We start from the raw sequence: 15,850 nt of genomic DNA, 5'->3' as shown, positions 1-15,850 counted from the left end.
CCGCCGACTTCCTTCAGATTCGCAGTCACCCACGACACCCTTGTCTTTAGCTAACACTTCCTACTGCTAAGCGTGTTCGGGACTCTAACCCTATAGTCGATTGCCATGCCCGGCGCACCATAAAAAAACCGCTTAAATCCATAAGCGGTTTTTAACAACAAAACAAATATATTTCTTAAAAATATCTAGTACTCTTCAGCGATAATTTCGTAGAAATCGCGGATGGGTTGAAATTGAGGGTGTAGTGAAACCACATCGCCAAAAACCAATAGCGCCGGGGCCGTTATTCTTTTATCTTCCACAATCTCAGCAATGGTATCAACTATACCTACCACAATTTTTTCGTCAGGTGTGGAACCATTTTGGATAACGGCAACTGGCAACAGATTTTTATTTTCTGCCTGAAAAATGGCTGAAATCTCTTTTACTTTTTCAATCCCGTTTAAAACAACTATCGTAGCTTTCGTTTTTGCAGCTATGTACAAATCTTCCGAAATTTCACCTTTAGAATTGGTTCCGGTTACTGCCCAAAAACTTTCACTCATATCCTTATAAATCATAGGGATTTTTTGCAAACTTGGCGCACCTGTGGCACTCGAAATCCCAGGAATAATTTCAGTAGGGATACTATAAGATTCTGCTGCATCTATTTCTTCATATCCTTTTGCAAAGAAAAACGGATCGCCGCTTTTTAAACGTACAACATGACCATAATTTAAAGCATAGTCAATGATGAGCCTGTTTACTGCGTCCTGAGAAAATGATTCATCATCAGAACGTTTGCCCACATAAACTTTAGGAATACCATCTGGTGCATGACACAATAAAGCTTCGTTTACATTTGCATCATACAAAACAACATCAGCTGTTTTTAATGCCTTAACCCCTTTTAAACTAAATAAATCCGGGTCACCAGGACCAGCACCTATTAATGTAATTTTCGGTTCAATGTTCGCTTTTTCTACTTTATTCAAAATCATAACTGAAAGTTTATGTCCGTTATCCATTCGTCAACAATGCAAATATATAAAGTCTATAGAAATTGTAGTAATTTATTTTAAAATAATTTTATAACTGTCGTTCAGAACAAATTGAAGGATATATGTATCGCTACCACCCGATCTTATAACTATCGTTCGAAATGATAGTACCTCAAAAAGGAGCTTAACAAGCGAAAAAATCTCCGTGCTTTCTGTGCATCCGTGGCAAACATAAACTATAATCGATACATTAGGTATCGCTACCACCCGATCTTATAACTATCGCTCGAAATGATAGTACCGCAAAATGGAGCCTAACAAGCGAAAAAAATCTCCGTGCTTTCTGTGCATCAGTGGCAAAAATAACTATAATCGATACATTAGGTCTTAGCGAGACGCTAAGACCAGTAGTGAGCAATCAGATCTCGCGCGAGCGGAAACCACGAGGTGATCAGCGAAGCTAATTTAAAGCACACGCTAATAGCAATTTTTATAAGATTGCTTCGCCGAAAATCGGGGCAGGCTGTTGGCTGAGAAGCCTTCTAGCAATGACAAACTAATTGTCCCTCAGGATGTAGGATCAAGCGTTTATTTACAATCCACCTCTGAAAAAGTAAATTTCCCGGCTTCGTAATTAATGGGCTTTCCTTTTACAAAATAAGATCTGCCCAGCGTGGTTTCAATCTGTGCAACTCCCATAATGAGTTTACCATCTTTCTTTAAAAAAGCCAGTGGGTTGGTAAATGCCTTTGTGGTATCTTTACCTGTATTAAACCGATAATCAACCAGTAAAGTATCGCCGTTAAATTTTCCACTTATTTTGCCGTTATTTTCAGGCTTGTCAGCATATTTTACCAAAAGTGAACCGGTTATTTTGCCAGATGCCATTGTTTTTACAATCATAGCAGCACTGTCTTTTTCGAAGAAAGCGGCATAACAGGTTTGATTGACTACCGAATCTTTTTTTGCAGTATCAGTTTTTTTCTGCGATTGGTTACAGGCAAAAACGAAGGGCATAGCCGCTAAAGCGAAATACAAGAGATTTTTTTTCATGTTTTGGAATTTGGGTTTCCGTTTATATTGTAATAACGAGATGAAAAATCTGAATCGTTTCCATAAGTTAAATATACAAAAAACCTGTAAAGAAAAACGGGGCAACCATTTGGTGCCCCGCTGAAATTGCTTTCGCATTAGAATAATCTAAAGCTTTCATTATTATATTTGGTTGTGGTTCTCCACGCTAAGGTTTTCTGGATTACGAGATTTTAGGATCAGTAACTGAATTAGCGATTTATTAATTTTTATTTTCCATCTCAAATTCACATCGTCCATTCTTCCATCATTAATGCGTTAAGAATATCAAAATTTTAACCGTATCCTACAACACTACCCATTATTGATCATTGAAAATTGCTTATTGGCTATTTCAAATTTTCCATCTTCCATCCAACATCTTCCATCTTACCGCCTACTCCACTGCCGCCCTAAACATGAGCGCGCCAACGGTTAAATTGGTCCGGGTATCAACTAAAATAGCAGAACCATTTGCCCGGTTATCATCATATAAATCAAAAGCCAGCGCATCAGCGGTTTTCACAATTACACGGCCAATATCATTCAGTTTAAATTCTTCTGCAGCATGCTTTTCTAAAGTATTGATATCTACTTTATGTAGAATTTCGCTGATTTTACATTTGGTAACCTTGCTATTATGTTGAATATTATACATGATGGAAGTATCAAGGGCACGCGTATCCATCCAGCAAAGATCTGCTTCAATCAGTTTTGTTTCCTGTGGCAAAGCCGATGCATTTACAATGGTATCACCACGACTAATGTCGACATCGTCTTTTAAGTGAATGATAACCGATTGACCAGCATGTGCAGCATCAAGTTCTTCATCAAAAAACTCAATCTTCTCTACAACAGAACTTGCTCCTGAAGGAAGGACCGTAACTTTATCATTTAATTTGAAAGTTCCGCTTAACACACGTCCAGCATAACCCCGGTAATCATGCAGCTCTGCTGTTTGCGGACGAACTACCCATTGTACTGACATCCGCGCCAGTTGAGATTGATCTAAGTGGTCGGTATCTACCTTTTCCAGAAAATGCAACAAACTTTCACCTTCATACCAATGCATATTTTCTGATGTTTTTACCACATTATCGCCTTTTAATGCGCTCACTGGGATATAGGTTACATCAGCCAATTTTAATTGCTGCGCCAAAACTTTGTATTTTTCAACAATGGCACTATACACGGTTTCGCTATAATCTACCATATCCATCTTGTTGATGCAAACCACTACATGCTTAATGCCCAGTAAAGAAACAATATACGAATGACGGATAGTCTGCTCTACCACACCGTTACGGGCATCAATTAAGATGATGGCTAAGTTAGCAGTAGAAGCTCCGGTAACCATATTTCTGGTATACTGAATGTGGCCCGGGGTATCTGCAATGATAAATTTACGCTTTTCTGTCTGAAAATATTTATACGCTACATCAATGGTAATACCCTGCTCACGTTCTGCCCTCAAACCATCAGTTAAAATAGCTAAGTCTATTGTCCCATCGTCATTTTTGCGGTTGGAGCGCTGCAAAGCTTCTAACTGATCAGCCAAAATAGAATCCGTATCGTATAACAAACGGCCAATTAAGGTACTTTTACCATCATCTACGCTGCCTGCTGTGAAAAATTTTAATATGTTCATGTTGTTAATGTATTAAGATAGAAGTATCAAGTATCGAGACCAGTTCAGTCTATCACTTTAATAATCATACTTAGTTAAAGTATTAAGATAAAAGTATCATGTATCAAGACCAATTTAAGCTATTCTTTCATCCTCATGCTTAGTTTATTTAGAACGTTTAGTAAATCTGTCCTGATACTTGATACCAAAGACTTGATACTCCTTAAAAATACCCTCCCTTTTTTCTGTCTTCCATTGCGGCTTCAGAAACCTTGTCGTCTAAACGGGCACCACGCTCTGAAATTTTTGAGGCACTGATTTCTGAAATAATATCGTCGATCAAAAATGCATCTGATTCTACTGCAGCGGTGCAAGACATATCGCCAACCGTACGGAAACGAACCTGTTTACGTTCTACCACATCTTCCTCATCCATATTTAAAAAAGGCGAAGCGGCCATCAGCTGGCCATTCCTGGTAATTACCTCTCGTTCGTGCGAAAAATAGATGCTTGGAAGTTCTATTTTCTCCCTGCGGATGTAATTCCAGACGTCTAATTCTGTCCAGTTACTGATCGGGAATACACGGATGTTTTCGCCTTTATGGATTTTACCGTTGTAAATGTTCCAGAGTTCGGGACGCTGGCGTTTGGGATCCCACTGTCCGAACTCGTCGCGGACAGAGAAAATACGCTCCTTTGCCCTGGCTTTTTCTTCATCTCTGCGGGCACCGCCAATACAGGCATCGAACTGGTATTTGGCAATGGTATCGAGCAAGGTTACAGTTTGCAAAGCATTTCTACTGGCATTTTTACCGGTCTGCTCCACTACTTTACCCTGATCGATAGATTCCTGAACAGAGCCAATAATAAGTTTCTCACCAATCCTTTCTATCATTTGATCACGGTAGGTGATGGTTTCTTCGAAATTATGACCGGTGTCTATGTGTACCAGCGGAAAAGGAAATTTACCCGGACGGAAAGCTTTTTCTGCCAAACGAACCAAAGTAATCGAATCTTTCCCCCCTGAAAACAAAAGGGCTGGTTTCTCAAACTGACCTGCAACTTCACGTAAGATGTGAATGGCTTCGGCCTCCAGCTCATCTAAATAATCAAAATTATATGTACTCATTTCAATTGTTGGAATGTTTAAATATTGAATGTTCCAAACACTCAAAGTTATATTTGTTGTTAATTGTTGGAAGGTTTGAAAAGTTGGAAGGTTTAAATTCCATTCCATATCTACCATTTTACTTCTTCCATCAGCCAGCGGCATGTAAACCGCATTCTTTTTTGCTCTGGTCTTCCCACCACCATCTACCGGCCCTGAAATCTTCGCCTGGCTGTACTGCTCGTGTACAGGGTGCGCATCCTATACTAGGAAAACCCTTATCATGCAAAGTATTGTACACAATGTTATTCTCTTTAATATAGGTTTTTACATCATCCAAAGTCCAATCGAAAATAGGGTGAAATTTGATCAATTGGTTTCCTTCGTCCCATTCCAAATCATGCATATCCTCACGGTTGGCACTTTGATCGGCCCTGATTCCCGTTATCCAGATATCATTACCTTTTAATGCTCTTTTTAAGGGTTCGATTTTACGGATGTAACAGCACTCTTTTCTATTCTCTACCGATTCGTAAAAACTGTTAGGGCCTTTTGTATTGACCATATCCTCTAACAGTCCATTCTGCGGATAATAGGCATGAATGGGTTTATTATAAATTTCTAAGGTACGGTTCCAAACATAGTAGGTTTCCGGAAACAAACGTCCGGTTTCTAAAGTAAAAACCTTGATCGGAATATTGTTGGCAAAAATTAAATGGGTAATTGCCTGGTCTTCCCAGCCAAAACTGGTTGAAAATATAATACGCCCGGTGTATTCAGTTGCCAAAAATTTCAGTTTATCTACTGTACATAAGCCTTCCAGTGCTGCTTTTATCTCCTCTAAGTTCCCCATCACTATATTAATTTTAAAATAAACATGATTACGCTCCTTAAGCTTACGATCATTACAATAATCCCCACGGCAACCATAATGGTTTTTGCCGAAATTTTGTTGGATACTTTTGCGGCAATTGGCGATGCGATTGCGCTACCGATAATTAAACCCACAACGGCCTCCCAGTGTTTGCCACCTAACATGGTAAAAAAGGTAAGCGAACTCAACGTGGCGATAAAAAAGCGGCTGATTTTTACCGTGCCCAAAGAAAACAAGGGATGCCTGCCGCCTGCAATTAAACTGGATAATACAATCGATCCCCAGCCGCCACCAAAGGCTGCATCTATAAAACCTCCTACAAAACCTAATAAACCAATTTTTTTGATTTTCTGATCTGCTTTTTTCCTTTTGATGTTAAACGCTTTCATTAGAATAACAGCCCCCAGAAAAAGTGTATAAACCGCAACAACCGGTTTAACATAACTGCTGTATTGTTCTAATGAAGAAAGGATGTAAGCGCCTAAAACGGCTCCGATGATGGCGGGAAGAATTAAAATTTTAAATAATTTCCAGTTTACATTCCCCATCCGGTAATGCATCCATCCTGCAATTCCGTTACTCATTACCTCAGAAATATGGATGGCCATACTTGCGGATGCGGGAGGCAAACCCATGGCAAGAGAGAATGATGCGGTGGTCACACCATACGACATCCCGATGGCACCATCTATTAATGCGAATACAAATCCGGCACCTAAAAACCAATAAAACAAAGGATCGATATTGATTAAAAAATGCTGGAATTCCGGCTCGGTATTCCACAAAGAAAATCCGATAGCGAAAATGAGTAAAACCGATGCTACCCAGATTAACCATTTGATATTCTGCTCGGCAAAGCTTTTTTTCGGATTAATTAAACTTTGGGTAACCTTATTCAGCTTTTTAACCTTTGCAGAAAAATCGCCATTTAATGTTTTGCGCAAAGCACTCATATTCTGCAGCGTTTCATCCAGCTCTGCAGGTAAACCTTCATTTAAAATCTGTTTTAAACGTTTGGCAATGGTTGGCGATTTTCCGTTTGTAGAAATGGCAATCTTCAAATCGCCTTTTTGAACGATTGACCCCAGGTAAAAATCGCATAATTCTGGCTTATCGGCCACATTGATCAGCAAACCACGCTCATGCGTTACCTTCCTGATCTCGTCATTTAAAATATAATTATTGGTCGCAGCAAAAACGATATCAATATCATTTAAATCATTTACATCAAAAGTTTTTTGTTTAACTTTTATCAGCGGATAATTTGCTACAAGTGCATAAACCTCTGGCGATACCTGCTCTGCCACGATGGTAATGGTAGCGCTGTGGCTATTATTTACAATTGCCGTTAACTTCTCCAACCCGATATTGCCCGCACCAATTAATAATGTACGCAGCTTATTCAGCTTTACAAAAACCGGAAAAAGCTGGTTACCTTTTTCTTCTTCAGAAAAAGACGCTGCACTATCAGATTGGTTAGGCAATACTTGCATATTGTTTAATTAATTTTTTAAATGACGGATGTAATGATACAACTTCTCCAAAAATTAATAATGCAGGTGCTTTAATATTTTCTTGTAGCACCAAACTTTCTATGGTTTCAACAACGCCGATAACCAATTTTTCATCTTCTGCAGATCCATTTTGCACTACTGCAGCTGGTAAATTGTGCTTGCCTGCAGCTTTAAAGATCTCTACAATTTTAGCTAGTTTTTTGAGTCCCATCAGTACCAGTACCGTAGCTTTTGATTGTGCTGCCTGGTAAATATCAGCAGATACTTCTCCGGAAGTCGTCGTTCCGGTGATTACCCAAAAACTTTCGCTCATGCCGCGGTGCGTAACCGGGATCTGTTGTAAGCCAGGTACGCCGATCGAGCTTGAAATACCCGGAATAACACTAACCGGAATGCTATACGATGCAGCATAGTCCAATTCCTCATATCCCCTGCCAAAAACAAATGGATCGCCACCTTTTAAACGCACTACATGACCGTAGTTTAAAGCATAATCGATCATTAATTTATTGATGGTATCCTGCGGGTAGGAATGCTCTCCGGAACGTTTCCCCACATATACCTTAATGGCGGCTGCCGGAGCATGCTCCAATAATGCCTCGTTGGTTAAAGCATCATACAATACCACATCAGCAGTTTGCAATGCTTTTACACCTTTTAAGGTTAATAAATCCGGGTCGCCTGGACCTGCCCCCAAAAGGGTAATTCTTGATTCTATATTTTGATTAACCATGTTTCTTTTTAATTATTTTGAACGACTGGATGGAGGGTTGTCATGCGCATAGCTTTCGGCGACTGCAGTTCTCATATCTATTATCTCAAATCTCATTTAGCCAATACCGCTCTTTTCTCTTTTATCTGATTTAAAAACTGATTGGCTTCTTCAAAATATTTCTTTGCAAACTCGGCTGTTGGTTCATTTTTATTGATCTGTAAAACCAGGTCTGAGAAATTGGTAGGCAAATTAAATTCGCCGGTTTCTACATAATGGCTATCAAATTCGCGGATTACCCCAACCTGTGTGCTACTATTTACTCCTTTATCCAACAACAGCGATTTTGCAGCACTTACAAAAGTGCTGTAGGTATGGTAAATAGAATCTGCATAAGCACCTTTATCTAAGTTTTGCTTTGCCCATTCAAATTTTTCATCAGCCTCTAATAATAAGGTGGCCACGAGATCAATTACTACACCAGCACACTCGCCTACACCAATGGCTGTTACAAATTCTTCCACATGCCCCCAGTCTACAAACTCCTCTGTTTTAAGGTTGGTTAAATCGGCCAATGGCTTCAACAACTGATAAAAATGGTCTTTACCTTTACGATCATAATATTGATGGAAGTTTTCATCAGCCAGGTTATTGGCCTTAAAATCATTTAAAATATAGTGTAAAACACTTGTTGCCCTTTTTGATGGCACTTTAATTACCCGTTCTGCCACACGGCCTAGGCCGTTACCTACAGTACCACCACCAAGCATCACCTGAACGGCAGGAACCACTTTTCCTTCGGCTTTTACCGAGCTTCCATGGAAACCGATTTCAGCTAAACCATGCTGACCGCAAGAGTTCATACAGCCGCTGATTTTGATCTTGATGTTTTTTTCGTAAATAAACTCTGGAAAATCGGTATAAATAACCTCTTCCAAAACTTCAGCAAGTGTCATCGAGTTGGAAATACCCAGGTTACAGGTATCAGTACCTGGACAAGTCGTAATATCAGCCAAACTATCAAAACCGGCTGTCGTAAAACCAATTTTATTTAAAGCGGTGTATAGAGAAGGCAAAGCTTCCTTCCGTACAAATTTCAACAATAAGCCCTGGTTTTGGGTAATCCTGATTTCATCAGCCACATATAACCTGATGGCATCAACAAAAGCCCTTGCTTTATCTGTTTTGATATCTCCTACCTGAACTTTTACATAAACACCATAAAACCCTGCTTGCTTTTGTTCAATTACATTGGTAGCTAACCAGTGTTTATAATGGGCCTCATTCAGTATCTCTACCGAAGGGTATTCTTGTTCTAAAGGCAAGAGTGGTTGTTGAACGGCGTTAATATCAATTTTAAAGGTTTTTACTTTGTTGGCGGTGCGTTCTTCAGCAACCAAACGCAAAACCTCTTCCAGACCCAGTTTTTGAACCAGATATTTTAATCGTGCTTTATTTCGATTGTTACGCTCGCCATAGCGGTCAAAAACGCGAAGAACAGACTCAGTAAAAGGGATCAACTGATCTTCAGGTAAAAATTCGTGAACGGCATTGGCCAGAAAAGGTTGTGCTCCTAAACCACCGGCAAATAAAACCTTAAAGCCACGTTCGCCATTTTCATTTATTTTAGGAATAAAACCTAAATCATGAATATAACTGAATGCGGTGTCCCTATCGCTTGATGAAAAAGAAATTTTAATCTTACGGCCCATTTCCTGACAGATGGGATTACGTAAAAAGTAGGCAAATACTGCCTGAGCATAAGGTGAAACATCAAAAGGCTCTTCTGCATCTATTCCAGCATTTGGAGAAGCGGTTACATTACGCACCGTATTTCCGCAGGCTTCGCGAAGGGTAATATCATCCTGTTCAAGCTTTGCCCAAAGTTCTGGTGTGCGGTCTAAACTCACATAGTGGATCTGGATATCCTGACGGGTAGTTAAGTGCAGGTTACCACTTCCGTACTCATCGGCAATATCGGCAATACGCAATAACTGTTTAAAAGTTACCTTACCAAACGGCAACTTAATACGCACCATCTGCACCCCCGGCTGTCTTTGTCCGTAAACACCACGGGCCAAACGCAGGCTTCTAAACTTTTCGTCGTGAATGGTTCCATCCCTGAAAGCTTTAATCTTATTCTCCAAATCGATAATGTCCTGCTCGACAATCGGATTTTCGAGTTCTGTTCTGAAACTTTGCATATGTGTTGTTAGCTAATTCTAAAAATGCCTCCCTTTCACCGGGAAGCATTCCATGTTTTATACTAAAAGTGATCTGTAGGTTCCAATTATTGCGTTTTGCAACAGCACATCATCTGTACAGCAGTTAACTTTTCAGGCATAAAACTGAAATTTATATGCCAAATATATAAAGTATATAGGAATAGTAGTAATTTATTTTGAAAAAATTTCTATAGAAGAAACATCATTTCGACTGGAGCGCAGCGAAATGGAGAAATCTGTAAATTAAATTCTTAAATTGGGGTAACTGAAAACTACAAATTGCTAACTGCCAATTGATTAGTATGCTTAAACCTATCAGGTTTCAAAAACCTGATAGGTTTTTACGCGGTTCAGGGTAACAGACCATTATGAGAAAGTTTTAAAAACTATAAATTAACGATACCGATTTTTAGGTTATCCTCGCGGCCAATTACGTCGGCAATGCTGGTTTCGGTTAAAACCTTGAGCGTAGCATCTCTAACATCAATAAAAGCACTTCTGATTCCGCACGTTTTCTCATCTACACACTCATCACATTTGTGGTAAAAGTTTAAACTCTCACAGGGAACCATGGCGATCGGCCCATCGGTACCATTGACAGAATTTACTTGTAAGGTCGTCATTCCCGCGCATGCGGGAATCTTAAAACGCTCGCATTAAGATTCCCAATCAAATTGGGAATGACGATTTCTCGATGGACATTATCTACTTAAAATTTATCCGTCAATCATATTGATTTTTATAAAATAATTAGCCCTCAGGAGGACAGATTGGGCTAAGTAAAAGACTATAAATTAACGATACCGATTTTTAGGTTATCCTCCCTGCCGATTACATCTGCAATGCTGGTTTCGGTTAAAACCTTGAGCGTAGCATCTCTGACATCAATAAAAGCACTCCTGATTCCGCACGTTTTCTCATCTACACACTCATCACATTTGTGGTAAAAGTTTAAACTCGCACAGGGAACCATGGCGATCGGCCCATCGGTTACACGCATTACATGTACCAAAAAGATTTCTTCAGGTTTTTTGTTGAGGCTATAACCGCCTCCGGCACCTTTTTTACTATATAGAAAGCCAGCGTTACGCAAATCGAGCAGAATCTGCTCCAAAAACTTTTTAGGGATATGCTCCTCCTCTGCAATTTTCGAAATCTGCATGGGTGGTTTATCTAAATTTTTGCCCAACGCCACAAGCGCTTTTATGGCATATTTTGTCTTTTTGGATAGCATATTTGTACAAAGCTAATAAAAGAAAGTAAATTATAAAATATGCAACAGGAAGTTGATTTTAATTCCTCCTGCTATCATATTGATAAATATAATGCAGAATAATGATCATTGCTTTAATCAAACGGGCGTAAAAATAACTTCATCATTAAACAGAAAGTCAATTATCAACGTTTAAAATCTACTTTTGCGCACCACTCTGAATTGCAGATTTAATCATGAAAAGAAAACTCAATCTATTGCCGCTCATCATCGTTGCAATTATATTTTTTGCCCTTAACGCTTATGTTTTATCTGGCCTGGGTACAATCAGTCCATCCAGCTTATTAAGCCCCATTTTCTGGGTATTTATTACCGGTTTAACTTTTGCCTTATTTTTTGCCATTCAGCAAATGCGGATTCAGGGCATCAATAAGTTTTTCCAGATCGTCAGTCACACTTTCCTGCTTGTTTTTGCTGCAGAAATTGTATTCGCCTTTTTTCTGCTGCTCGGCGATGTTTTCCGATTATTGATGGCAGTTGCTATTAGTTTTGAATCAGGTGGATTTCATATCGCTGCCAGAAACAATTACTGGGTAGATTTTGCTTTTATAATGTTCTGTTTAACCATTGCCCTGTTTGCTTACGGCATTACCCAGGGAAAATATGCTTACCGCGTTATTAAACATACTTTATACTTTGATGACCTGCCTGTAAGTTTTGATGGTTTTACCCTAACGCAAATTTCCGATATACATGCGGGAAGTTTTACCAATCCAAAAGCCGTCCAAAAAGGGATTGATATGATTAATGCGCAAAAAAGTGATCTATTTGTTTTTACCGGCGATCTGGTCAATAATGCCGCATCAGAAATTGTACCTTACATAGGCCATTTTTCGCAGATTAAAGCACCATTCGGACAGTTTTCTGTTTTAGGAAACCACGATTATGGCGATTACATCAAGTGGCCTACATCCGCAGATAAAATACAGAACCTGAACCGATTAAAAGCGTACCACAATGAACTTGGCTTTAAACTTTTACTGGATGAACATGTAGAACTGCATAAGAAAGGCGAAAAAATTATATTAGCTGGAATAGAAAACTGGGGAATTGGTTTTGGAGAACGTGGTGATCTGAATAAGGCCTTACAGAATACCAGTGTTACCGATTTCAAGATTTTGCTCTCGCACGATCCTTCGCACTGGGATGCACAGGTAAAAAATTATTCCTCTAAAATTAACTTAACCCTTGCCGGGCACACCCATGGCATGCAGTTTGGCATAGAAGCTTTTGGGATTAAATGGAGTCCGGTAAAATACCGTTACAAACACTGGGCAGGCATTAAGACCGAAAATGGTAGGTTTTTAAATGTAAACAGGGGTTTTGGTTTTCTGGGTTTTTCAGGCCGCATCGGGATCTGGCCAGAGATTACGGTGATAGAGTTGAAGAAGAAATAAACAACAAATGCCCCGAGCTGGGGGATTTGTTGTCTACGCAATCGTCATTCCCGCGCACGGGAATCTTATGCAAGTAACAAGTCCAGCTAAAGTATTACGATTCCCAATCAAGTTGGAAATGACGAACACAAACGCCGTGATCTGTGTCTCCACAGACCGCTCGGAATAAGCATCTTGATTGGTCGGTGAGACACCAATCAAGGAATTCATTTGAAGGTGCAGTCAGACGTTGCCATCTGACTTTGGGTAAATCGAGCGATTTATGAAATCAAATAAAACTTCTCTTTTCCAGATCGTAATATCGGCCATAAAAATAATATGGATCGCCCAGTTTGAGCGGATTGCAAAACAATTAAAAACCCAAAAGCTCTTGAAGCTAAATCTGTTCAGGCCGATTTCTTCGTTTTACTGCGCTTAGCTGAAATGACCATAATATTATTTTAACTACAAAGATAGTTTATCTATTAAAATCGCTATCTTGCTTTAAATTACCTGATGGCATGAAAACATTATTATTCATCTTTTTGTCGATGCTGTTATTTGAAACGCCGACCATTGAGAAAGACCGTGATCGCTGGAAGCCTTATTACACCAATGTCGCTCCTGCAAAAACAGCCGATCAATGGTTTTTACCTTTTGACGTGCTGAACCGTAAAAAGACAATCAACATTAAAATCATCAGCATTTTTGGCGATCATCGCAACAGTTATGTTAAAGGGCATATTCACACGGCTATTGATATTAATCCTTCACAACCAAAAAGTAAACTTGTTGGTGTTTATGCCATGGCCAACGGAGTAGTTTGTTCTGTACATTTAGGGGAAAACCAACGTACGGTAGTGGTCAAACATAAACTGCCTAATGGCCAAACGATTTTCACTTCTTATAAACACCTGAAAGAGATTTATGTAAGCAATGGTCAGCAGGTGGAACAGAATACCAAACTGGCCAGGTTATTTACACCGCAGGAAAGTAAAAAGTACGGAGGCGATTACCACCACCTCCATTTAGAAATCAGGAAAAAATTTGATGATTATGGCTGTGCCAGCTGGCTAACCTTCAATAATAAGCAACTTAACGAAAGATTTTATAATCCACAGGTATTCATAAAAGCACACATCAAATAGATGGGAGGCTTAGCTCAAAATACATTCTAACACCGCTTCAGAAGCGGCTTCACAAAAATCGATTCCTGAATAATCCGGATTATAACCACCGATGTATGGAACGGCCATGATATAAATTCTTTCATTCGCCTCACCAGCCTCATCAACCACCTGAAAATGATCGTTGATGGTAATACCGGGAACAGTTAAAAGATAATCATCGCCCTTTTTGGTTACTAAATCATTGTGTTTCATTTCTTCCTCCCCTATTTCGGCAGTTTTGAATTTTAGTGTCGCCGGACTAATAGTCTTGTTGCTGATTAAGCTTTTAAAAGGAAAATCATCAAAAGAAAGATGGGGCTGGCCAATACAGTCTATAAAGGTATCGAAATGTACAGTTACCTTTTTACCATCAACCTTGTAATGATAATCTGCTCCGCCAGTTGTTAAAGGCTCTACCTCTGCCTGATCGCCAACGGCAACAATGCTTAATACGCCCGCATCATGAAGGGCCAAAAGCTCTCTGCACGAACTTTGGGGAACAAATGCAATTACAATGGAAATGAGTGGCATCAAAACTTTTTGCAGGCGTTCCATATCTTCTGCCGAAAGATATTTTGCAGGGTAGTTCATGGCGAAGCTTAAAATGGCGAGTGCTTCTTTCCAGTAGATGGATTTCCTTTTCTCAATGGATTTTTCTGCTTCTTCATATTCTTTCTTAAACAGATCGAATGGTTCCATTTTTTCACGATAATCCATCATGGCACCTACAAACTCCTCAAGGTTCATGTCTTTGATTTTTTTATAAAAAACAGGATCTTTTTCAACGAACATCTGTTTAAAATTCTTTTCAAATACATAATCCAATGGCAAAAAACCTCCATTTTCTTTAATGCTTTCCTGAATTTCGGCCTTACTCAGCGTCTCTTCTTTACCCAAATGGGAATCTTCCAGATGGAACCTAACCGCTGGCAATAACCCACTGCGTGAGTGCATCACGATTTTAAAACCTTCGCTGGCCAACTGGTAAGAATAGGTACCATCTTCGTTAGTTGTAAACTTTCCGTTTTGCCGCGCCAGGGTTCTTAAGGCATCAATGGCAGTTAATGATGAACCCATAATACCTACGGTGTGGTTCACTTCTAATGCAATCTTTTTTGGTGGATATGGCGAATCGAAATAACCAGGAATTTTTCTTTCATATTTTTGAGGCCAATTATGACCAGTACAAATAATTACAAGATCGAAACGGGCTTTATTTTGTCCTTTAATGCTCACCACAACCTGCTGATCTTCAGAAACATCAACAATATCATCAATCACACAATTTAAGTGTACATCAGTTTTAATACCTTTATTTTCTGCAACTTCTTTTAATAAGTTAAACTGGGCAGATAGATATTCACCAAAAAACAATCTTGGCAATACCTTGTATTCGTTAAATTTGTCCTCATCGATATCAAACTTTTTTAAAATCTCTTTTGGTGCAATTTTTACCCAATCTTCAATAGAGTTGAATATAATCGGAATTTCATTGTCGGATACGTTGGTAATGTGTTCTACATTTGCCCCTTCAGCACTATAAGGCATACCCGCCCCCAAGTAGCCTTTGCGTTCGAATATTTCTATTTCGAAATTGGGAACTTCAGATTCAATTAATCTTTTATACATGAACAAGCCGCTCGGGCCGCCACCAATGATGGCAATTTTCTTTTTTGCAGTTTTCGTATCCATTTGTAACAGATACAATCTAAAAAAAAGAAAATTGTTTGGATTGTTTGTTAATAAGTTAACAAGTCAGGATTCAGAGGTCAGGAAATTTAGGTTGTGAAATAGGGACGTCATTTGGACAGCAATGGGGAAATCTTTTAACCTGCTACGGTAGCTCTCTTTCCTAAACATTCAGGGCTACGGTAAAGATGACGAAAATACAGTTAAAGCCTCTCTTCAAATCTTGTCCTCC

At 39.2% G+C, this 15,850-nt stretch carries 12 protein-coding genes and 1 pseudogene; 2 read left to right on the top strand and 11 right to left on the bottom strand.

Translation table 11 applies throughout. The features are described from left to right. Positions 1-185: 185 nt before the first annotated feature. The 10 genes and pseudogenes from cobA (ACFE6N_RS19330) to ACFE6N_RS19285 all read right to left on the bottom strand — a co-directional run bounded on the left by cobA (ACFE6N_RS19330) (position 186) and on the right by ACFE6N_RS19285 (position 11,345). The gene (cobA, locus tag ACFE6N_RS19330; RefSeq protein WP_378939163.1) at positions 186-980 is read right to left on the bottom strand and encodes a uroporphyrinogen-III C-methyltransferase; all 795 of its coding nucleotides are present in this window, start codon (positions 978-980) and stop codon (positions 186-188) included. Between the two features lie 588 nt (positions 981-1,568). After that, a complete protein-coding gene (locus ACFE6N_RS19325) occupies positions 1,569-2,033 on the bottom strand; it encodes a hypothetical protein (protein ID WP_090982106.1) in 465 nt (154 codons plus the stop codon). 415 nt (positions 2,034-2,448) lie between these two features. After that, positions 2,449-3,699 carry a sulfate adenylyltransferase subunit 1 gene (locus tag ACFE6N_RS19320; RefSeq protein ID WP_378939161.1) on the bottom strand — a complete coding sequence of 417 codons (1,251 nt, stop codon included), beginning with the start codon at positions 3,697-3,699 and terminating at the stop codon, positions 2,449-2,451. Positions 3,700-3,901: 202 nt separating this feature from the next. After that, complete coding sequence (gene cysD, locus ACFE6N_RS19315; RefSeq protein WP_145855753.1) at positions 3,902-4,807, bottom strand: sulfate adenylyltransferase subunit CysD; 906 nt, start codon at positions 4,805-4,807, stop codon at positions 3,902-3,904. 130 nt (positions 4,808-4,937) lie between these two features. Next, entirely contained in the window at positions 4,938-5,639 is a 702-nt protein-coding gene (locus tag ACFE6N_RS19310; RefSeq protein ID WP_378939165.1) for a phosphoadenylyl-sulfate reductase, read from the bottom strand. Positions 5,640-5,641: 2 nt separating this feature from the next. After that, the gene (locus tag ACFE6N_RS19305) at positions 5,642-7,153 is read right to left on the bottom strand and encodes a TSUP family transporter (RefSeq protein WP_378939158.1); all 1,512 of its coding nucleotides are present in this window, start codon (positions 7,151-7,153) and stop codon (positions 5,642-5,644) included. Then, positions 7,137-7,907: a uroporphyrinogen-III C-methyltransferase gene (cobA, locus tag ACFE6N_RS19300; protein WP_378939156.1), complete on the bottom strand. Its 771-nt coding sequence runs from the start codon at positions 7,905-7,907 to the stop codon at positions 7,137-7,139. Before cobA (ACFE6N_RS19300) ends, ACFE6N_RS19305 begins: the two co-directional genes overlap by 17 nt. A gap of 92 nt (positions 7,908-7,999) precedes the next feature. Further along, a complete protein-coding gene (locus ACFE6N_RS19295) occupies positions 8,000-10,090 on the bottom strand; it encodes a HEPN domain-containing protein (RefSeq protein WP_378939154.1) in 2,091 nt (696 codons plus the stop codon). Positions 10,091-10,497: 407 nt separating this feature from the next. Continuing rightward, a pseudogene (locus ACFE6N_RS19290) lies at positions 10,498-10,701 on the bottom strand (transcriptional regulator); the annotation flags it as partial. Positions 10,702-10,898: 197 nt separating this feature from the next. Next, positions 10,899-11,345 carry an Rrf2 family transcriptional regulator gene (locus tag ACFE6N_RS19285; RefSeq protein WP_090982095.1) on the bottom strand — a complete coding sequence of 149 codons (447 nt, stop codon included), beginning with the start codon at positions 11,343-11,345 and terminating at the stop codon, positions 10,899-10,901. Between the two features lie 215 nt (positions 11,346-11,560). Between ACFE6N_RS19285 and ACFE6N_RS19280 the strand changes: the two genes are divergently transcribed. Both ACFE6N_RS19280 and ACFE6N_RS19275 read left to right on the top strand, forming a co-directional pair. Continuing rightward, positions 11,561-12,781 (top strand): metallophosphoesterase, encoded by a 1,221-nt coding sequence (locus ACFE6N_RS19280; RefSeq protein WP_378939152.1) that lies wholly within the window; start codon positions 11,561-11,563, stop codon positions 12,779-12,781. A gap of 500 nt (positions 12,782-13,281) precedes the next feature. After that, positions 13,282-13,908: a M23 family metallopeptidase gene (locus ACFE6N_RS19275; RefSeq protein WP_378939150.1), complete on the top strand. Its 627-nt coding sequence runs from the start codon at positions 13,282-13,284 to the stop codon at positions 13,906-13,908. A gap of 9 nt (positions 13,909-13,917) precedes the next feature. Here the strand turns inward: ACFE6N_RS19275 and ACFE6N_RS19270 are convergent, their stop codons facing one another. Then, positions 13,918-15,621 carry an FAD/NAD(P)-binding protein gene (locus ACFE6N_RS19270; protein WP_378939148.1) on the bottom strand — a complete coding sequence of 568 codons (1,704 nt, stop codon included), beginning with the start codon at positions 15,619-15,621 and terminating at the stop codon, positions 13,918-13,920. Positions 15,622-15,850 lie beyond the last annotated feature (229 nt).

This window comes from Pedobacter sp. BG31, assembly GCF_042464845.1.
GTDB classification, from domain to species: domain Bacteria; phylum Bacteroidota; class Bacteroidia; order Sphingobacteriales; family Sphingobacteriaceae; genus Pedobacter; species Pedobacter suwonensis.
Note: the sequence above shows the minus strand (reverse complement) of the source record. Positions and strands in the feature narration are given on the sequence as shown.